This window comes from Pseudomonas arsenicoxydans (genome assembly GCF_006438915.1).
GTDB classification, from domain to species: domain Bacteria; phylum Pseudomonadota; class Gammaproteobacteria; order Pseudomonadales; family Pseudomonadaceae; genus Aquipseudomonas; species Aquipseudomonas arsenicoxydans_A.
This window is the reverse complement of the sequence record NZ_RCZE01000007.1, coordinates 179815-199249: the sequence shown is the minus strand read 5'-3', so window position 1 is coordinate 199249 and position 19435 is coordinate 179815. Positions and strand designations below refer to the sequence as shown.

At 58.2% G+C, this 19435-nt stretch carries 21 protein-coding genes; 10 read left to right on the top strand and 11 right to left on the bottom strand.

All coding sequences use genetic code 11. The annotated features are described in order from the left end of the window. Positions 1-324 precede the first annotated feature (324 nt). From cyoA to cyoE, 5 genes are read left to right on the top strand one after another with little or no spacing between them, the layout of a single operon-like run. Positions 325-1269, top strand: a complete 945-nt coding sequence (gene cyoA, locus EAH78_RS16685) for a ubiquinol oxidase subunit II (RefSeq protein ID WP_140668477.1) — start codon at positions 325-327, stop codon at positions 1267-1269. 3 nt (positions 1270-1272) lie between these two features. After that, positions 1273-3303 carry a cytochrome o ubiquinol oxidase subunit I gene (gene cyoB / locus EAH78_RS16680; protein ID WP_140668476.1) on the top strand — a complete coding sequence of 677 codons (2031 nt, stop codon included), beginning with the start codon at positions 1273-1275 and terminating at the stop codon, positions 3301-3303. Between the two features lie 3 nt (positions 3304-3306). After that, complete coding sequence (locus EAH78_RS16675) at positions 3307-3933, top strand: cytochrome o ubiquinol oxidase subunit III (RefSeq protein ID WP_027922711.1); 627 nt, start codon at positions 3307-3309, stop codon at positions 3931-3933. After that, on the top strand, positions 3933-4274 hold the full coding sequence (cyoD, locus tag EAH78_RS16670; RefSeq protein ID WP_140668475.1) for a cytochrome o ubiquinol oxidase subunit IV: 342 nt from the start codon (positions 3933-3935) through the stop codon (positions 4272-4274). Before EAH78_RS16675 ends, cyoD begins: the two co-directional genes overlap by 1 nt. Positions 4275-4285: 11 nt before the next feature. Further along, positions 4286-5173: a heme o synthase gene (gene cyoE, locus EAH78_RS16665; protein WP_140668474.1), complete on the top strand. Its 888-nt coding sequence runs from the start codon at positions 4286-4288 to the stop codon at positions 5171-5173. Positions 5174-5369: 196 nt separating this feature from the next. Here cyoE and EAH78_RS16660 read toward each other — a convergent pair whose 3' ends face one another. Next, a complete protein-coding gene (locus tag EAH78_RS16660; RefSeq protein ID WP_140668473.1) occupies positions 5370-6779 on the bottom strand; it encodes a PLP-dependent aminotransferase family protein in 1410 nt (469 codons plus the stop codon). A gap of 121 nt (positions 6780-6900) precedes the next feature. Here EAH78_RS16660 and EAH78_RS16655 point away from each other — a divergent pair, with 121 nt between their 5' ends. Beyond that, a complete protein-coding gene (locus tag EAH78_RS16655) occupies positions 6901-7395 on the top strand; it encodes a RidA family protein (RefSeq protein ID WP_140668472.1) in 495 nt (164 codons plus the stop codon). Positions 7396-7463: 68 nt separating this feature from the next. Here the strand turns inward: EAH78_RS16655 and EAH78_RS16650 are convergent, their stop codons facing one another. The 6 genes from EAH78_RS16650 to EAH78_RS16625 all read right to left on the bottom strand — a co-directional run bounded on the left by EAH78_RS16650 (position 7464) and on the right by EAH78_RS16625 (position 11910). Continuing rightward, entirely contained in the window at positions 7464-7778 is a 315-nt protein-coding gene (locus tag EAH78_RS16650) for a helix-turn-helix domain-containing protein (protein WP_140668471.1), read from the bottom strand. Continuing rightward, entirely contained in the window at positions 7775-8119 is a 345-nt protein-coding gene (locus EAH78_RS16645) for a toxin (protein ID WP_140668599.1), read from the bottom strand. The genes EAH78_RS16650 and EAH78_RS16645 overlap by 4 nt, the downstream gene beginning before the upstream one ends. Positions 8120-8257: 138 nt before the next feature. Further along, complete coding sequence (locus EAH78_RS16640; protein ID WP_140668470.1) at positions 8258-8962, bottom strand: hypothetical protein; 705 nt, start codon at positions 8960-8962, stop codon at positions 8258-8260. Between the two features lie 135 nt (positions 8963-9097). Beyond that, positions 9098-9613, bottom strand: coding sequence for a hypothetical protein (locus tag EAH78_RS16635; RefSeq protein WP_140668469.1), 516 nt, complete (start codon positions 9611-9613; stop codon positions 9098-9100). A 66-nt stretch (positions 9614-9679) separates the two neighbouring features. Continuing rightward, positions 9680-11197, bottom strand: coding sequence for a sensor histidine kinase (locus EAH78_RS16630; protein WP_140668468.1), 1518 nt, complete (start codon positions 11195-11197; stop codon positions 9680-9682). Then, positions 11194-11910 carry a response regulator transcription factor gene (locus EAH78_RS16625; RefSeq protein WP_140668467.1) on the bottom strand — a complete coding sequence of 239 codons (717 nt, stop codon included), beginning with the start codon at positions 11908-11910 and terminating at the stop codon, positions 11194-11196. Before EAH78_RS16625 ends, EAH78_RS16630 begins: the two co-directional genes overlap by 4 nt. A gap of 152 nt (positions 11911-12062) precedes the next feature. On the opposite strand from EAH78_RS16625, the gene msrB reads away from it, so the two are divergent. Genes msrB through msrA form a run of 3 tightly spaced genes read left to right on the top strand, consistent with a single transcriptional unit; the run spans position 12063 to position 15123 of the window. Next, the gene (gene msrB / locus EAH78_RS16620; RefSeq protein WP_140668466.1) at positions 12063-12581 is read left to right on the top strand and encodes a peptide-methionine (R)-S-oxide reductase MsrB; all 519 of its coding nucleotides are present in this window, start codon (positions 12063-12065) and stop codon (positions 12579-12581) included. Between the two features lie 43 nt (positions 12582-12624). Further along, positions 12625-14388, top strand: a complete 1764-nt coding sequence (locus EAH78_RS16615; RefSeq protein WP_140668465.1) for a cytochrome c biogenesis protein DipZ — start codon at positions 12625-12627, stop codon at positions 14386-14388. A gap of 30 nt (positions 14389-14418) precedes the next feature. Continuing rightward, positions 14419-15123 (top strand): peptide-methionine (S)-S-oxide reductase MsrA, encoded by a 705-nt coding sequence (gene msrA, locus EAH78_RS16610; protein WP_140668464.1) that lies wholly within the window; start codon positions 14419-14421, stop codon positions 15121-15123. A gap of 12 nt (positions 15124-15135) precedes the next feature. Here the strand turns inward: msrA and EAH78_RS16605 are convergent, their stop codons facing one another. The 3 genes from EAH78_RS16605 to EAH78_RS16595 form a co-directional block, all read right to left on the bottom strand. Beyond that, the gene (locus EAH78_RS16605; RefSeq protein WP_140668463.1) at positions 15136-15540 is read right to left on the bottom strand and encodes a GNAT family N-acetyltransferase; all 405 of its coding nucleotides are present in this window, start codon (positions 15538-15540) and stop codon (positions 15136-15138) included. Next, positions 15537-16550 (bottom strand): sensor domain-containing diguanylate cyclase, encoded by a 1014-nt coding sequence (locus EAH78_RS16600; RefSeq protein ID WP_140668462.1) that lies wholly within the window; start codon positions 16548-16550, stop codon positions 15537-15539. The genes EAH78_RS16605 and EAH78_RS16600 overlap by 4 nt, the downstream gene beginning before the upstream one ends. Before the next feature lie 74 nt (positions 16551-16624). Next, positions 16625-17530, bottom strand: coding sequence for a LysR family transcriptional regulator (locus EAH78_RS16595; protein WP_140668461.1), 906 nt, complete (start codon positions 17528-17530; stop codon positions 16625-16627). 102 nt (positions 17531-17632) lie between these two features. Between EAH78_RS16595 and EAH78_RS16590 the strand changes: the two genes are divergently transcribed. Beyond that, positions 17633-18817 (top strand): aspartate aminotransferase family protein, encoded by a 1185-nt coding sequence (locus tag EAH78_RS16590; RefSeq protein ID WP_140668460.1) that lies wholly within the window; start codon positions 17633-17635, stop codon positions 18815-18817. 104 nt (positions 18818-18921) lie between these two features. Here EAH78_RS16590 and EAH78_RS16580 read toward each other — a convergent pair whose 3' ends face one another. Further along, positions 18922-19422 carry an adenylate kinase gene (locus EAH78_RS16580; protein ID WP_140668459.1) on the bottom strand — a complete coding sequence of 167 codons (501 nt, stop codon included), beginning with the start codon at positions 19420-19422 and terminating at the stop codon, positions 18922-18924. Positions 19423-19435: the final 13 nt, after the last annotated feature.

Genomic DNA, 19435 nt, shown 5'->3' with positions numbered 1-19435 from the left:
TACATATCTACAATCGCCCGCACTGAATTCCCGGCACTGCTCAGCATGAGCAGAAAGTAGGGCGTCGAGAGGCTTGAACGCCTCATGCGACTCCCAGGTGTCGGAGCCTTCCAACTATCCGCACCAAATGGAATTGGTCTGTAACAAGGCCTTTGACCACGAATTCGAATAAGAACTTACCGCTGTCCCAGGATTTGTCGAGCAGCGTCTGACGCGCGACGGGCAGCCCTTATTCAATCCAAGAAAAATGCCAACCCTTGGCAGGGTGAAGTGTTGGCGATCAAAACCCAACTGCATTGCGCAAGCTGCTTTAGAGGTCGTGAGATGAGTAAAAACAGGTACCCCAGACTACTAGGCTTATTGCCGCTGATTGGCACATTGTTGCTGTCAGGCTGCAACATGACCTTGCTCGATCCCAAGGGCCAGGTTGGCCTGGACGAGCGAAACCTGATCATCACCGCTACGCTGCTGATGCTTCTTGTCGTGGTACCGGTCATCGTCATGACCTTCCTGTTCGCTTGGAAATATCGCGCCTCCAACACTGACGCGGTCTACACGCCGAAGTGGTCGCACTCCACCAAGATTGAAATCGCGGTGTGGGCCATTCCAGTACTGATCATCATTGCCCTGGGTTATGTCACCTACAAGTCGACCCACGCTCTGGACCCGTACAAGCCGCTGGAATCCGACGTCAAGCCGATCACCATTCAAGTGGTATCGATGGACTGGAAGTGGTTGTTCATCTACCCGGAACAAGGCATCGCCACGGTCAACAAGATTGTGTTCCCGGCCAACACGCCGATCAACTTCCAGATTACCTCCGACACCGTGATGAACTCGTTCTTCATTCCGGGCCTGGGCGGCCAGATCTACGCGATGGCGGGCATGCAGACCAAACTGCACCTGATCGCCAACCAGAACGCTGAATTCGACGGGATCTCCGCCAACTACAGCGGCGCGGGTTTCACCGGCATGAAGTTCAAAGCAATCGCCACCTCTCAGGCGGACTTCGATGCCTGGGTCAGTGATGTCAAGAAGGCACCTAAACAGCTTGAAAAAGCTGAATACGAAGCCCTTTCCAAACCAAGCCAGAACAATCCAGTAGCGCTCTACTCCTCGTTCACGCCGAACCTGTTCCAGACCATCGTCGACAAGTACGAAGGCATGAAACCGGGTCCGAAAGTGGACCACGAGAAGAAAGAGAAAGAAGTGGCCCAGATGGAAGGGATGGAATCGAGTTCGCATTCAGCTGCCGGGGCAGAGGAGTAAACGATGTTTGGTAAATTAAGTTGGGAAGCGATTCCGTTCCACGAGCCGATCGTGATGATTACCATCGCCATGATCGCGCTCGGTGGTCTGGCGGTGTTCGCTGCAATCACCTACTTCAAGAAGTGGACCTACTTGTGGACTGAGTGGCTGACTTCGGTCGACCACAAGAAAATCGGCGTGATGTACATCATCGTCGCCATGGTCATGCTGCTGCGCGGTTTTGCCGACGCCATCATGATGCGTACCCAGTTGGCCTTGTCCACCGAAGGTTCGCCTGGCTACCTGCCGCCTGAACACTATGACCAGATCTTCACCGCTCACGGTGTGATCATGATCATCTTTATGGCGATGCCATTCTTCACCGGCCTGATGAACCTTGCAGTGCCGCTGCAGATCGGTGCGCGTGACGTTGCCTATCCGTTCCTGAACTCCCTGAGCTTCTGGCTGCTGATGTCTGGCGTCGTGCTGGTGAACGTGTCCCTGGGTGTCGGCGAATTCGCCCGTACCGGTTGGGTTGCGTATCCACCGCTGTCGGAACTCGGCTACAGCCCTGGCGTGGGTGTGGACTACTACATCTGGGCGCTACAGCTATCCGGGCTAGGTACGACGCTGACCGGGGTCAACTTCCTGGCCACCGTGCTGAAAATGCGTACCCCGGGCATGAAACTGATGGACATGCCGATCTTCACCTGGACCTGCACCTGGGCCAACGTGCTGATCGTCGCTTCCTTCCCGATCCTGACCGCTACCCTGGCTTTGCTGACGCTTGACCGTTACATGGATTTCCACATTTTCACCAATGAACTTGGTGGCAATCCGATGATGTACGTCAACCTGTTCTGGGCGTGGGGTCACCCCGAGGTTTACATCCTGATTCTGCCGGCATTCGGGATCTTCTCCGAAGTCATCTCGGCGTTCTCCGGCAAGAAACTGTTCGGCCACCACTCGATGATCTACGCCTCGGGCGCGATCTCGATCCTGGGCTTCATGGTCTGGCTGCACCACTTCTTCACCATGGGTTCGGGTGCCAACGTCAACGCCTTCTTCGGTCTGGCGACGATGCTGATCTCGATCCCGACGGGGGTGAAGCTATTCAACTGGCTGTTCACCATCTACCAGGGCCGTCTGCGCATGACCAGCCAGGTTCTGTGGACCCTGGGCTTCATGGTGACCTTCGCGATCGGCGGCATGACCGGCGTACTGCTGGCCATTCCGGGTGCTGACTTCGTACTGCACAACAGCCTGTTTGTCATTGCTCACTTCCACAACGTGATCATCGGCGGCGCCGTATTCGGTTACATCGCCGGCTTCGGTTTCTACTTCCCTAAAGCGTTCGGCTTCAAGCTGCACGAAGGTTGGGGCAAGGCAGCGTTCTGGTTCTGGATCTCGGGCTTCTTCGTCGCGTTCATGCCGCTCTATGCACTGGGCTTCATGGGCATGACCCGTCGTCTGAACGCCACCACCAACCCTGAGTGGGTACCGTACCTGTACGTTGCCATGTTCGGTGCGGTGATGATCGCCTGTGGCATCGCCTGCCAGTTGATCCAGCTGTACGTCAGTGTTCGTGACCGTAAGAAGCCGGAAAACATGTGCGAGCACGGCGACCCGTGGAATGCCCACACGCTGGAATGGTCGACCTCGTCGCCACCACCGTTCTACAACTTTGCCGTACTGCCAAAAGCCGACTGCATCGACCCGTTCACTGAAGCCAAGGAAGACGGTACTGCGTACCAGACTCCGGTCAAGTACGAGCCGATCCACATGCCAAACAACACCGCGACCGGCCTGGTCATGGGTGCTCTGTTGACCGTGTTCGGTTTCGCGATGATCTGGCACATCTGGTGGATGGCCATCTTCGGCCTCGCTGGCGCCGTGGTCTACTTCGTGATCCACGCTGCCCGTGATGACCAGGGCTACATGGTGCCGGTCGATGTGATCGAGCGCACCGAAGCCGAGCAGCGCAAACGTCTGGTAGCCGCAGGGAAAATCCCGGCCACTGCCACCCGTGTTGAAACCTCGTTGGAACAGGCTTAAACCATGTCGAACTTAGTGACCAATGCTGGACACACCCATGTCGATGGACATGGGCACGATGACCATCACCACGACTCGGGCGAGATGACCGTATTCGGTTTCTGGCTCTACCTGATGACCGACTGCATTCTGTTTGCGTCGATCTTCGCGGTGTACGCGGTACTGGTTAACAACGTAGCGGGTGGCCCGTCGGGCCACGACATCTTCGAGCTGCCATACGTGCTGGGCGAAACCGCCTGCCTGTTGTTCAGTTCGATCACCTACGGCTTCGCCATGCTGGCGTTGTTCAAGGGCAACAAGAAGGCAGTGTTGGGCTGGTTGGCCATCACCTTCCTGTTCGGCCTGGGCTTCATCGGCATGGAGATCAACGAGTTCCACATGCTGATCTCCGAAGGCTACGGTCCTAACCGCAGCGGCTTCCTGTCCGGGTTCTTCACCCTGGTCGGCACCCACGGTCTGCACGTGACCAGCGGTCTGATCTGGATGGCGATCATGATGTATCAGGTCCAGAAAAACGGCCTGACGGCGACCAACAAAACCCGCCTGAGCTGCCTGAGCCTGTTCTGGCACTTCCTGGACGTGGTGTGGATCTGCGTATTCACCGTTGTTTACCTGATGGGGACCCTGTAATGGCTAATGCACACTCCCACGATGGCCACGGCCACGACGACAGCCACGGCAGCGTCAAGTCCTACGCCATTGGCTTCATCCTGTCGGTGATCCTGACGATCATTCCTTTCGGCCTGGTGATGTACCCGTCGCTGCCGAAAGCCATGACCCTGTGGATCGTATTGATCTTCGCAGTGATCCAGGTGCTCGTGCACCTGGTGTACTTCCTCCACCTGGACCGCTCCGCTGCCCAGCGTAACAACGTGATCGCGTTTGTTTTCGCTGCATTGGTAATCGTCCTGTTGGTAGGCCTGTCGCTGTGGATCATGCTCAGCATCCACACCGTCATGATGGCGCACTGAGGAAAGTCCGGATGTCCTTTAAGCACTTTATCCAAATCACCAAACCGGGGATCATTTTCGGTAACGTGCTTTCTGTGGCAGGCGGATTTTTCCTGGCCTCGAAAGGGCATGTCGATCTGGCCATTTTCCTGGCCGCCATGATCGGCACGTCCCTGGTGGTGGCTTCCGGTTGCGTGTTCAACAACTGCATCGACCGCGACATCGACCTGAAGATGGAACGCACCAAGAACCGGGTGCTGGTCCAGGGCTTGATCTCCCTGAAACTGGCCCTGGCCTTTGCGACCGTCCTGGGTGTTGCCGGCGTTGTGTTGTTGTACAAGGTGGCGAATCCGTTGGCCGCGCTGTTTGCGGTGATCGGTTTCGTCATCTACGTCGGCTTCTACAGCCTGTACCTCAAGCGCAAGTCGGTTCACGGCACGCTGGTGGGCAGCCTGTCGGGCGCCATGCCGCCGGTGATTGGCTACGTCGCTGTGACCAACAGCTTCGACATGGCCGCACTGACGTTGCTGGTGATGTTCAGCCTGTGGCAGATGCCGCACTCCTACGCCATCGCGATTTTCCGCTTCAACGATTACCTGGCCGCTTCGATTCCGGTGCTGCCAGTGAAGCGCGGGATTCAGGTGGCCAAGAAGCACATCCTGATCTACATCCTGGCCTTCCTCGTGGCGACCTTGATGCTGACCTTCAGCGGCTACGCCGGCATGAGCTACCTCGCCGTCGCCGCGGCCATGGGCATGTACTGGTTGTACATGGCCTGGACCGGTTACAAGGCAGTGGATGACACGGTCTGGGCACGCAAGCTGTTCGTGTTCTCGATCTTCACCATTACCGCGTTGAGCGTGATGATGTCCCTGGACTTCAAAGTGCCGACCGAACTGCTGCTGACGTACGCGCCCTAAGCGTCGGATGCTGTCAACAAAAGCCCCGCCTTCGAGAGAAGTGCGGGGCTTTTTGTTAGGACTTTCTTTTGGACCGAGTTGCCCCCTTCGCGAGCAAGCCCGCTCCCACATTTGACCGGGTTTCTCCAGTTTGAATGCGGTCAAATGTGGGAGCGGGCTTGCTCGCGAAAGCCGCACCTCGGTTTATCAAAAAAACTCAGGTATCCAGCAACCGGAAAAACCGCTCCCGCACCTGCGGATCATCGCTGTGCGCAACATTGAAGCGCAGAAAACTATTGGCGTCGGCCGCTTTACTCAACATGGCCCCGGGCGCCAGCACCAGGTCACTCTTGAGGCCCTTATTGGCGAGGGTTTCGGCGTGCAACCCGTTGGGTAAACGAGCCCAGATGAACAACCCTTCACCCGGCACCGATGACACCGAGCATCCAGCCTCCACCAGCCAACGCGCCACGCGACTGCTCGATTCATACAAGCGATCTACCGTGCGCCGGATGTGCTTGGCGTAGCTGCCATTGCTGAGCATGGTGCAGGTGATCTGTTCCGCCAATTCCGAGGTCACGCCGCCGATGCTCATCTTCAGGCTGATCATCCGGGCCGCCAGTGGTGGTGACAACACGGCGTAGCTGACCCGGCTGTTGGCCGTCAGGGTCTTGGAGAAACCGGACACGTAACTGACATTGTCCAGCCCGCTTGCGGCCAGGCGTGGGGTGCGTCGTTGCTGGAGATCGCCGTACAGGTCATCTTCAACAATGTGGAATCCGTAGCGGTGACTCAACTCCAGCAGGCGATACACCTGCGCCGCCGAAAACGAATGACCGGTCGGGTTATGCACGGTGCTGTTGGTCATGTAGAGCACGGGGCGATGGGCGATCAGCAATTGCTCGAGCGCCTCCAGATTCAGCCCATTGCAATCACGGGCAATGGTGATGACCTTGGCGCCGTGCAAGGCCAGATTGGTGTGCAAGTTGAAGTAGCACGGATCATCGAGCAGCACGGTATCGCCGGGTTTTATCAACAGGCGCATCAGTTGGTCGATGGCCTGCATGGTGTTGGCGGTGGTGATGATTTGTTCCACCGGCACTTCGATGCCAAAGCCCGACAGCTTGACCCGCAATGCCTCACGCAGCGGCCGATAACCACCGACCTCACCGTATTCACCCATGCGCAGAGATGTCGCACGAAGGGTGCCGCGCACGGCTTTGAGCAGTTCTTCGGCGGGCAACCACGAACCGGGCAAAAATCCACAACCGGGACGTAGCGCGCCGTTATCCACAAGCACCGCACGACGGACTCGGCTGAGGGTGTCTTGAGGTTGCAGATCCGGGCCAGCAGCGGTTGAGGTCTGGGTGCTTGCCCGGTGGACGTAATGCCCCGAGCCCTGGCGTGAGACCACCAGCCCCTTGGCCCGCAATCGGTCGAGGGCGTCGACTACGGTGGATTTTCCGACGCTCATCAATTCGGAAAGTTCGCGAATCGGCGGCAACTTGGCCCCGTGCGGCAGGCCTCCCTGGCTGATTGCCTCGGACAAGTGATCGACAATCTGCTGCACCAGCGGCACTCCCGGCTGGAACACGATGGCGGCGATCACAGCGCGCTGAGCCTGCATTTTACTGGTCTCCCTGGCAGTAAAGTTCGCTGGATTCTATACGAACTTGCCCTGATCAAGAGAAGCGTCTGTCTCTACCATCAAAATCGCGTTTGCACGGTGGATCAAGAGGGCTCAGTAGATGATTAGGCAAACAACCCGCGACGAACGTTTCCTCGAGATGGCGAAGGAACACGGTTTCGATATCTACGACGAGAACGCGGCCGGGGGGCATTACGCGCCACTGCTTCGGCATGACGATGAGCTGTATGTCAGTGGCCTGGTGCCGCGCATGAACGGCAAAATCCAGTACCCGGGCCGGGTGGGCCTGGAGCTCAATCTGGCCGATGCCCAAGAGGCCGCGAGTATCAGCGCGATTCGCGGTCTGGCATTGATCCGCGAGGCCGTCGGTTCACTGGATAACGTCAAGGCACTGCTTCGTGTCACCGTTTATGTGAAATCCACGTTCGATTTTGTCGACCTCAGTGAGGTGGCCAACGGCGCGTCGGATGTCTTCACCCATGTGTTGGGCGATGCCGGCAAACATACGCGGACAACGGTCGGTGTTTATCAGTTGCCGAAAAACGCGCCGGTGGAAGTGGACATGATCGCGGCGCTGCATCCTGCGATTTCCTGATTTTCGCAGGCAATAAAAAGCCCCGCTTTTCTCTCGTAGGCGGGGCTTTTTGATAAAGAGCTATCCACTCAAACGGCTTGGAGTCGCTCGACCATATCGGGGAATTTCTCCACCAGCCTAATCAATAAAGCCGCTTGAGCATTTGGCTTGGATTTTTCCTGCTCCCAATTTCTCAGGGTGCTGGGGCTGGTTCGAATTCGCTTGGCAAAAACGGCCTGGGACATATGCAACTTAGTACGCAGCGCAACGATTTCTTGTGCGCCTACCTCAGGAGCCGGGTTATCTTCCACCGTAGTATTTCGCAGCGTGATCTTGCCTTCTCGCTGAGCAGCCATCTCGTCAACGCCCTGCATCAACTCTGCAAACAGGTCGCGCTTTTTCATGGGGTACCTCGTGCCTTTAACTCTGTGCCTATGGCTTTCTTGAGCGCCTTCTCTTGGTCGGCAGTCAAATTCTCAAGCTCATCCTTGTCATAAATTGCAAACATCCAGAACTGGCCATCATTCATAAGCCAATAATAGACAACCCGCAAGCCACCACGCCTGCCTTTACCTCGTCGCTCATCTACCCAGCGCAGTTTGCGGAAGCCACCTGTACGAGGCATGACATCGCCTGCCTGTGGGTTCGACTGCATATACGTTTGCAGCGAACGATACTCATCGTCCGTCAGATAATCGCCAACGGTGGCGGTGAACGAAGAGGTTTCAAAGAATTGGGTTCGCATCACCAAACTATAGGCAAATTGATTATAGTCAAGCAAGCAGCAATTCCTTCACCTGACGAAAGGGGAGATACGACCCACTAGCAAACATCAGTCACAAAAAAGCCCCGCTGCAAGGGCGGGGCTTTTGGGTGAAACGTGTTACTGCGCGGCGATGCTGTAGCCGTCGAACGCAGTTTGTTGTTGCAGTGCGGTAATGATGTTCTTGCGGTTGACTGCTTGTTCGACGCCGGCGTTATCCAGGAACGTCTCGCTTTCAATGACTGCGTCATCGCCTTCGCCGACGAAGGTGAAGCCGAGGAACTCCAGGGCTTTGCGGTCAACGTTCAGGCTTGAACGCGGGGTGCGCAGCGGCAGGGTGACGTTTATGCCGTCCTTGCTGATGGTGAACACTTCGAGATCTTTCTTGGCGCGAGCCACTTTGCTCTTGCCACTGCTCGGGTTGCTGATGGCCTGGTGAGTCTGGTTCAGCACTTTCAACGCGAGGCCGTAGACGATTTCCTGAAACGCCGGGTCATCCTTGAAGCTGGAGAGAATCCGGCTGATCGGGAATTTGCTGCTCAAGTCTTCGAGCGCGGCGATGTCGGATGCTTCCGCGTCCTTGAGTTGCTTGAGTTCACCCATCAGCTCATAGGCTTTATCGTCGTCGAAGCTGTCATGTGCCTGGCGAATCGCGGCGCGCAGCTCGCGGATCTGGTCGCTTTCCCGGGTGGACTGGAAAGCGTCCAGGACCATCTCGCTGATGGTCTTGGCCTGTGGCACGTGGTGTGAAAGATTGATGGAGTTTTCGTATTCCGCTTTGGACGACAGGGTAACTACGGATTCAGCGGTGTTGGAATCGGACATTGAAATTTCACTACTTCTTTTAACTTGAATTGAGGCGAGAAAGCACAGGGCCTTTTCAGGTCGCCTAATCTATTGGACCCACGCTGAGTTGTCACGGATGAACAGGCAGTTGGTCATGATTTTTGCGGGAAGCCTTCAGTCGATGGCCATTTGCTGGCGTTGTGACTGAAGCGCTGACAGCACCCGATAAAACTTCAATGATCGACCACTGATCAATCCGCAGACAAACCCGGAAGCGGAGGCCTTGAGCAGTAACATCTCAAGTGTGGCGGCTTGTTCCGGATGAACATCATCCTGGTAGCCGAAGTAGTAATTCACGGAAAAAAACAGCAGGTAGAGCACCAGTGTTTTTGCTGTTCCCGGTACGACCAGCCCGGTTTTCGGCTTATTGAGTTCGACCCCTTTGCTTTGGAAAATCACCAACGCGCTCAGACCTCCCAGAACAACGGCGACCAACCAGCAACAGAGGGAGGCGGCGGGGCTCAATGACAGGTTCAGTGAGTAGAGCGACCAGCCGAGCAAGATCGGCGGAGTCACGCGTAGCGAGGTTTTGCTTTCCTCAGTCGGGGATAGCGCTTTGATTCCGTAGCAGCAGAGCACCAGGAATACCGCATAAACCCACAGCGGGGTGTGTTGAAGGGTGTTGAGCATCACGCAGCGTCCATGCCGGAAAACAAGTGCCGAGATAATAGCCGTTGCCGAAGCGTGTCCCGTCGGCTATTTCCCCATCGAATTCAGATTCATCGAGTGAACCGCCCATTGTTCTGCCGTTTGCTGATCCACCGGCAAGGAGAAGCGGAAGGTCGCGCCCCGTCCGGGCAGATCGATCAGCTGGATCTCGCGACCGTGCAATTGCAGGATCCGATGCACGATGCGCAGCCCCAACCCGCCATCGCGCCGTGCGCCGCCAATGTTGAAAGGGCGCAGGAACAGACCTTCGCGTAATGGCGCCGCGATGCCGGGGCCGGTGTCGCTGACGGTGACTTCGATAAATGGCCCTTGTGGGCGCAGGCTCAGCTCGATCTCTCCACCTTGAGGGGTATCGCGCAGGGCGTTGTCGAACAGGTTGGTCAGTACCCGCTCGATCAATCCAAGGTCGGCGCAGGCCGCAGAAACGTTCGGGGCGAAAGTGGCCTTCAGTTCGATCTGGCGCGCTTCGGCGGTCAGTTCGAATTTCTGAAAAATATCCTGTACCAGATCGGTCAGGGAGAAGCGCTCCAGCACGGGTTGTACAAATCCGTGTTCCAGCCTGACCAGTTCCAGCAGCGATTGGGCCAGGCCACCTACCTTGCGGCTTTGATCGAGGGCGATGCCTAGATAGCGACGCCGGTCGGCGGGGGATAACGTGGCGTCCTTGAGCGACAGGGTTTCCAGGTATCCATGCAGTGAAGCCAGTGGCGTTCGCAGATCGTGGGAAATGTTCGCCACCAGTTCGCGGCGTTCCTGATCCTGACGAGTCAGGGAGCGCCACTGTTCACTGAGGCGGGATTGCATCTGCCGGAAGGCCGCGTCCAGCACGGCAATTTCATCGTGACTGGCGGCTTTTTCTACCGGTACTAAAGCAGGCGGTGTGGAGGGTACGCCGTCGATGTCGAACTGGCTGACTCTCTCGGTCAGGCGTCGCAACGGTCGGGTAATCAGGGCAAATGCCGTCAGACCGGCAATCAGGCACAGCAACGCCACCAGACCGATGGACAACAGCGCGGTATTGAGCGCGGCGCTGGTGGCACCGCGTTCCGCGAGGCGGTCGTGTTCTTCGCTGAGCAGTACCACATATAGATAACCGGCCGGCTGACCGTTGACCCGCAATGGCGCGGCGCTGAACACCTTGCGGCCATCGATACTGCGCGGGTCATCACCGAGAATCGGCAGGGCATCGCCTTTGAGCAGGCGCTGGACGGGGGCCAGATCGATCCGCTCCCGATGAATCCGGCCCTCGGGTGCGGCGCTTCCGACGATCTTGCCCTCGGTGTCCAGCAGATAAACCTCAACGCTGGGGTTGACCTGCATGAGTTTGCTGAACAGTTCACGAATGGCATTGGGCATCAGGCCGCTGCTGTCCATCAGCACCGTGTCTTGGGCGATGTGTTGCGCCAGATCACGCGACAGCCCCTGGACCACTTCCAGTTCATGCATTTTGTTGGAGCGCACTTGCATCCAGGCCGATGTGCCACAGCACACCAGCAACAGAATGGCGAACACCAGGGACAGGCGTTGTGTCAGGGTCAGCCTCATGGCTGCTCCTCCTTGACGGCGAATTTGTAGCCTCGGCCCCACACCGTGAGGATGCGCGCGGGGAGCGCCGGATCGGCTTCGATCTTGGCCCGCAGACGGTTGATGTGGGTGTTCACCGTGTGTTCGTAACCTTCATGGCTGTAACCCCAGACTGCGTTGAGCAGGTCCATACGCGAGAAGACTTTTCCGGGTTGGCGGACGAAGAAGTACAGCAAGTCGAACTCCCGTGGTGTGAGGTCCAGACGCCGACCGTCGAGCGAGACGTCGCGGGTGATCGGGTCGATGGACAGGCCGTCCGTCATCAGGCTGCCCGAGTCCATTTTCAGGTTGCGGGCCATGGCGTCGACCCGGCGCAGCAGGGCTTTGACCCGGGCGACCAGTTCCAGCATCGAAAAGGGTTTGGCGAGGTAATCGTCGGCGCCGAGTTCAAGCCCGAGGATCCGGTGTACTTCGCTGGAGCGTGCGCTGGTGATGATGATCGGGGTGTAGCGGGCCATCGCCCGCGCCCGGCGGCAGATTTCCAGGCCGTCGACACCGGGCAACATCAGGTCGAGGATCAACGCGTCCCAGCTTCCTTGCTGTAGCAGGCGCATGCCTTCGTCACCGTCGGCGCAGTGCACCACCTCGAACTGTTCATCGCGAAGATGCAGGCAGATAAGGTCGGCGATGTGCAGGTCGTCCTCGACTACCAGGACACGTTTGGTCTGTTCCATAAAGCTCAATCCTTTGTAGCGCAATGGGCACATTGTGCGGGTTTTCCTCAGTCCGAGTTATCACGAATTGTTTAACTGCTCGTGAGGATTTGGCGATCAACCCAAGCCTAGGCTGTGTTCCTTATCAGGCATCGGGAATTTTGGAGAAGACCATGTTTTCACGGCGACAGTTTCTTGTAGCGGGCGGCGGGCTGGGCGCTGCAGCCTTGGTGATCGGTGTGTTGCCAAAATTTGCCGCCAGTACCGCACTGGTCAGTGATGCCGGCGCGGCGCAGGTATTCGAGGTGACCCACAGCGACAGCGAATGGCACGCCATGCTCAGCGACGAGCAGTACGAAATCCTGCGTGAAGAGGGCACCGAGCGGGCTTACAGCAGCCCTTTGAACAATGAACATCGCGAAGGCGTTTTCGCCTGCGCCGGTTGTGATCTGCCACTGTTCTCATCCAATACCAAGTTTGACAGCCGCACCGGCTGGCCCAGCTTCTGGGCCCCCCTGGACAAAGCGGTGGCCACTCGTCAGGACCGGTCCTTTGGCGTGCTGCGTGAAGAAGTCCACTGTCGGCGCTGTGGCGGTCATCTGGGGCATGTCTTCGATGACGGGCCAAAGCCTACCGGCCTGCGTTATTGCATGAATGGTCTGGCGTTGACGTTCGAGCCACAGGCAGCTTGATCCTTGGGCATGTCCTTTCACTCACTTGATGCAGGTCGACGCTATGTGGCTTTTGGTTCTCGCTTATCTCGGTGGTGTATTGACGATTGTCAGCCCCTGCATTCTGCCGGTGCTGCCCTTTGTCTTCGCGCGAACCGGGCAGCCGTTTATGAAAAGTGGCTTGCCGCTGTTGGCGGGGATGGCGTTGACCTTCGCCCTGGTCGCCACGTTAGCGGCGGTGGGCGGCGGTTGGGTGGTGCAAGTCAATCAGTACGGTCGCTGGCTCGCGTTGCTGTTCGTTGCATTGTTCGGACTGACGCTGCTGTTGCCGCAACTGGCCGAGCGGCTGACGCGGCCACTGGTGGCGGCCGGCAGCCGACTGTCGGAAGCCGCAGGCGCCGATGCCCGGCCGCGTCCCGGCGCTTCGTTCCTGATCGGCGTCGCCACGGGCCTGCTCTGGGCACCTTGCGCCGGGCCGATTCTGGGCCTGTTGCTGACCGGTGCGGCGCTGCAAGGGGCAAGCATCGAAACCACGTTGTTGCTGCTGGCGTATGCGGCCGGTGCCGCCACGTCGCTCGCCGTGGCATTGCTGCTTGGCGGTAAAGTCTTTGCGGCGATGAAGCGCTCGATTGGCGCTGGCGAATGGGTTCGGCGCGGTCTGGGGGCAGCGATGCTGGCGGGTGTCGCCGCGATTGCCCTGGGGGTGGATACGGGGATTCTGGCGCGGGTTTCGACCGCGTCCACCGGCGGGATCGAGCAAGCCCTGGTGGGCCGGTTGGCCGGCAAGTCGCTGAACAACAGCGGGGCGATGATGGCTGCGGGTGGGGCGATGAAGGTGAGTGACAAGGCATCGGGCGCGTTGCCGATTGAAGGCAATCTCCCACCGCTGGATGGCGCGGTGCAATGGCTCAATTCCCCACCTCTGAGCGCGCAGGCCTTGAAGGGCAAAGTCGTGTTGGTGGATTTCTGGACTTACTCCTGCATCAACTGCCTGCGCACCTTGCCGTATGTGAAAGCCTGGGCAGAGAAGTATCGCGATCAGGGATTGGTGGTGATCGGTGTTCATGCCCCCGAATTCGCCTTCGAACGGGACGTCGGTAATGTCACCAAGGCCATGAAGGACCTGGGCATCACTTACCCGGTGGCCATCGATAACGACTACAAGATCTGGCGCGCCTTCAACAACGAATACTGGCCGGCCCACTATTTTGCCGATGCTCAGGGGCGCATTCGTTATCACCACTTTGGTGAAGGCGATTACGCCGAATCGGAAAGGGTCATCCAGCAACTTTTGCGTGAAGCGGGCGCGGTGAAAGTCGCGGACGGTTTGATCAACGCGGAGGCGACAGGGGTTCAGCTCGCGCCGGACATGAGCGAAGTGCAATCAACGGAAACCTATGTCGGTTTCCAGCGGGCGGAGCATTTCGTCCCTGAAACCGGCCTTGTGCCGGACAAAGTCGCCGCGTACAGCCCTCCCGCCGAACTGGCCCTCAACGACTGGAGCCTGGACGGGACGTGGAATGTCGGTTCAGAGCGTGCGACCTCCAGCGCGCCAGCCAGTCGCATCGTGTATCGCTTCCATGCCCGTGATCTGCACCTGGTGCTGGGCCCCGGTGCCGACGGTAAACCGGTGCGATTCAAAGTGCTCATCGACGGCAAAGCCCCAGGTGATGCCCACGGCACCGATGTGGCACCCGATGGCAGCGGCAGTGTGAATTCACAGCGTTTGTATCAATTGGTACGCCAGAACGGCGGCGTGACAGATCGGACGTTCAGCATCGAGTTTCTCGATCCGGGTGTCTCGGCTTATGCGTTCACGTTCGGTTGAAGTCATTTCATTTGTTGAGGAGTCTGCTCCATGAAAACCCTGTTCACCTGGCGCCGCACCCTGTTGGGAATGGCCGCTGCCGGCGTTATCAGTCAGTGTTCGGCATTCTCGTTCGGAGCCGAAGAAGCGGTCGTCATCCCTCCGCCAGCACTGGATGAAACGACCCAGGCCCACAGCGAAAAGGTGGTGTTTGCCGGCGGATGTTTTTGGGGCGTCCAAGGCGTTTTCCAGCACGTTAAAGGCGTGAAGAAAGCGGTCTCCGGTTACGCCGGCGGTGCGGCGAACACCGCCCAATATGAACGGGTCAGCGAGGGCGATACTGGCCATGCGGAATCCGTCGAGGTCACTTTCGATCCGGCTCAGGTCAGTTATGGGAAGTTGCTGCAGATCTATTTTTCGGTGGCCCACAACCCCACCGAACTGAACCGTCAGGGCCCCGACAGCGGCACTCAATACCGATCGGCGATTTTCATTGAGAACACCGAACAGCAACGCGTCGCCCAGGCTTACATCGCCCAGTTAGACGCGGCTCATTCGTTCAACAAACCCATCGTGACCAGGCTGGAAACCTACAACGGTTTCTACCCGGCGGAGGAGGAGCATCAAGATTTTCTGACCGAACACCCGACCTATCCGTACATCGTGATCAACGATCTACCGAAAGTGGCGCAGTTGAAGCAGTTGTATCCCGACCGTTATCAGGAAAAACCAGTGTTGGTGAAGGCGGGGATGTGAATGGCAGTCGGGCTATTTACGACGCGGGCGCTCCATTGCGATGTTCGACGGCTCAAAGCCCAAGCTCGAAAAGAACGTCGAGGTGCCTTCCCGGCCGGCTCGCAGCACCCAGGTGATATCGGCGTTCTGTCCCATGACATGTTCGACCAGTGCCTGGCCGACACCTTCACGCCGATGTTGTCCACTCACGACCACCATCGATAGATACCCATTGGATAGACCGTCAGTGATGCCACGGGCAAACCCGATGATTTTGGCATCCTTCAATGCAAGCGCTGTACGTTGGGAGTTGGCAATCAACTGCGCAAAATTTTCAGTGGATCCTATTCGGTGAGACCATCCGTTTTCGCCCAAAAAGACTCGTACGGATTCCACTTCCGAGGGCAGAACATCGCGAATGAGCAAGATGTCATTCACCCCGAAATCACATTCTTGCCCGCTACCTTCGACCGATAAAGCGCCTGATCAGCCCGAGCCAGCAAACCAGTCTGCTGTTCTTCCTCAAAGCGCTGAACCACGCCAAAACTCATGGTCACCTGAAACGCGCCCACCGGGGGCAGGCTCGACAGGCCATCGCGGATTTTTTCGGCCAGGAGTCTGGCGTCAGCCAATGAGGTATCGGGAAGGATCATGACGAACTCGTCACCGCCCCATCGCGCCAGCAGATCACCTTCGCGCACGAAGTGCTTCACGCCCTCGACCACCTGCACGATGGCTGCATCACCCAAGGCATGGCCGTAGTGATCGTTGATGATCTTGAAGTCATCGATGTCCATGGCAATCAGAGACAGCGGTCGTCGAAAGCGTTGGGCTCGTTCGCATTCCTGAGGCAGACTTTTTTCCATCAGGTAGCGATTGGCGATGGCGGTGAGCGCGTCGGTTTCCGCCAGTTTGCAGTTCTCTTCGAGTTGAATCTGAAGCTGCTGATTGACCCGGGACAACTCCCGCGTACGCTCTTCAACGATGGCTTCAAGGGAATGAGCGCGTCGTTCCAACTCCTCGAGCAGACGTCGTTTGTCGTCGATGCTGCGGTGCGCGCCGACCATGCGCGCCACCGAACCGTCGGCATTGCGGGACAGCACATAGCCGCGGTCTTCGATCCAGGTGTAGTTGCCGTCCAGCATGCGGCAGCGATATTCGGCTTGATAGGTGGGCGCGCGCTGTTTCAGGTAGTCATCAAACACGGCCATGACGCCGGGGTAATCGTCAGGGTGGATGAGGTTTTCCCAAGTCAACGCGGTGTTGTCCAGGGAATGAGGCTCGTAGCCGAGCATCTTGTACCAACCGGGGTTGCGGTAAACAAAACCTGTGTTGGCGTTCCAGTCCCAAATGCCATCGCTGACCAGTTCCAGAATGGTGTGGAGCAGGTCTTCGCTAAAATCTGAGACATTGAATTTCAACGGCGTGATATTCGACGCTTCCCCCATCACCGCTCTCCCTGACGCACAGATATCAATTGATCCGCCTGGCGTCGAGATTAGTTCATGGCGCAATGCCACGGCTAGTGTTTGCCCCATAACTGCATGGCAAAGTCGACGAAGTGGCGTAATTTCGGCAGCCGGTAGCGGTCCTGGGCATACACCAGGTGCATGGGCCGGCTCGGCAGTTGATAGTGCTGCATCAACGCCACCAGTTTTCCGTCGAGCAGGTCCTGTTCGACCAACGCATCGGGCAGCATCACGATGCCCATTCCGGTTCGGGCTGCCTGATGCAACCCCGCCGAACTGTTGATCAGCATCGGACCACTGACGGCCACCATCACTTCACCTTCCGGGCCGCTCAGGCGCCATTGTTTTTCAACCGATTGCCAGTCATCCCCGACCGGGTAGGCAAAGGACAAGCAGTCGTGATGTTGCAGGTCTTCGGGTTTTTCCGGTGTTGATCGGCGTGCCAGGTACTCCGGTGATGCGCACATGGTCAGGGTGTAGTCGATCAGAGGCCGGGCGATCAGGTTGGACGGCTCAATGGCGCCCAGGCGAAACGCCACATCAAGGCCGTTTTCGAGCAGGTCGGGACGCCCGTTGGTGAGCACCACGTCCAGTTTGACCTTCGGACATTGCAGGGAAAACTCGCTGAGCGCCGGCGCGAGCCTTTCCGTGCCGAAGGTCAGCGGTGCCGTGATGCGCAAGGTACCGCTGGGCGCGTCCTGACTCTGTTCGGCCAGCCGTTCGGAATCGGCGACCAATCCCAATACTTCAAGGCAGCGCTGGTAATAAGCCGAGCCGAATTCCGTCAGGCGCTGGCGCCGTGTCGTACGGTGGAGCAAGCGCACACCCAGGCGTTGTTCCAGCGCGCGCAGGTGATTGCCAACCATGGTCGTGGACATTTCACACTGCTGCGCGGCGGCCGTCATGCTGCCGGCTTCTACCACGCGTACGTAAACGGTCATTGCCTGGAATAAATCCATTATCAAGCTCGGCTTTAAGATGATTGAAGTATTGCAGCGTTTATCCAGCTCAGGTGGCTAACCATACTGCAAAAACACTGACCATTGATGGAGCTTGATGCCATGACCGCCGCCTGCCTGATGAGTACTTACCAACCGCTGGCCCTGAGTTTCAGCAAAGGGTTGGGTACGCGCCTGTGGGATGAGGCGGGTCGTGAATACCTGGACGCGGTGGCGGGCGTGGCGGTGACCAACGTTGGCCACTCCCATCCTCGAATCGTCTCGGCGATCAGCGAGCAAGCCGGTTTGCTGTTGCACACGTCCAACCTCTACTGCATCGATTGGCAACAACGGTTGGCGCAGCGGCTGACGATGTTGTCCGGTATGGAGCGGGCGTTCTTCAACAACTCCGGTGCCGAAGCCAACGAAACCGCGCTGAAACTCGCACGGCTTTACGGCTGGCACAAAGGCGTCGAGCAACCGCTGGTGGTGGTCATGGAAAATGCCTTCCATGGGCGAACGCTGGGCACGTTATCCGCCAGCGATGGCCCGGCTGTGCGTCTGGGCTTCAATGAGTTGCCGGGGGATTTCGTCAAAGTACCGTTCGGTGACCTGCGCGCGCTGGAAAAGGTGCAACAAGCCCATGGCCAACGAATCGTGGCAGTCCTGATGGAGCCGATCCAGGGCGAAAGCGGTGTTCGGCTGGCGCCGCCGGGCTATCTCAAAGCGGTGCGCGAACTCTGCAACAAGCGCTCGTGGTTGATGATGCTCGACGAAATCCAGACCGGCATCGGCCGCACCGGCCAATGGTTCGCGTTCCAGCACGAGGGCATTGTCCCGGACGTCATGACCCTGGCCAAAGGCCTCGGCAACGGCATCCCCATCGGCGCCTGCCTGGCCCGGGGCAAAGCCGCCGATCTGTTCACACCGGGCAGTCATGGCAGCACGTTCGGCGGTAATCCATTGGCCTGTCGCGTCGGCTGCACGGTGCTGGACATCATCGAAGAGCAAGGTCTGCTGGAGAACGCCAGGCTTCAGGGCGAACGCCTGCTCGCCAGATTACGCAGCGAACTGGCGGACAATCCGAACGTCCTGGCGATCCGTGGTAAAGGCTTGATGATCGGCATCGAACTCAAGCAGCCGATCCGCGACCTGACCCTGATCGCCGCGCGGGATCACGGTTTGCTGATTAACGTAACCCGGGGGAAGACCATTCGCTTGTTGCCGCCGCTGACGATCGATGAGCGGGAGGTGGAGATGATTGTCAGAGGGGTTGGCCGGGCCGTGACCATTGCCTGCGCTGATTAAACTGTGGCGAGGGAGCTTGCTCCCGCTGGCTTGCGCAGCAGGCCCATTTGTTGGGGCCGCTTCGCAGCCCAGCGGGAGCAAGCTCCCTCGCCACAGGGTAGGTGTCAGAGTTGGTTTGATTGCGTGTTCGCGAAAGCGCTGATCTCACCTCGATCCATGAGTTTGATTTTTGAGCCGTGAAACCCTGCGAACAACTGCCGGTGTGCGGTAAATCCACTGGCGTCCTCGCGTATCCGATAACTGGCGGCCCATTCCACCAACGCTTTCAGCAACTCGTCATTGTCCGGTCTGTGTTCTCGCTGACGAATATTGGCCACACAGCTGTCGTCATCCACACACAACCAGATCAGCGCCGTTGCCCTGTGGATAAGTTCTCTGACGATCCAGCCATAAACACCTTCGATCACCCACTCATCTTCATCGGCCGCCACCCGCGCGATGCCCAGTGCCGCCGCGTGCGGGCGGGCGATGCTGTGTTCGTCCGAGACCCAGTAAATCAGGTCGAGATCGATCCATGGCGCCTTGAGTTGTGCGGCCAATCGTTCCGCCAGCCAGCTTTTTCCGGCGCCAGAGTTGCCGATGATCAGCGTGCGGGTGAGGTTCATGGTGACTCGCCGT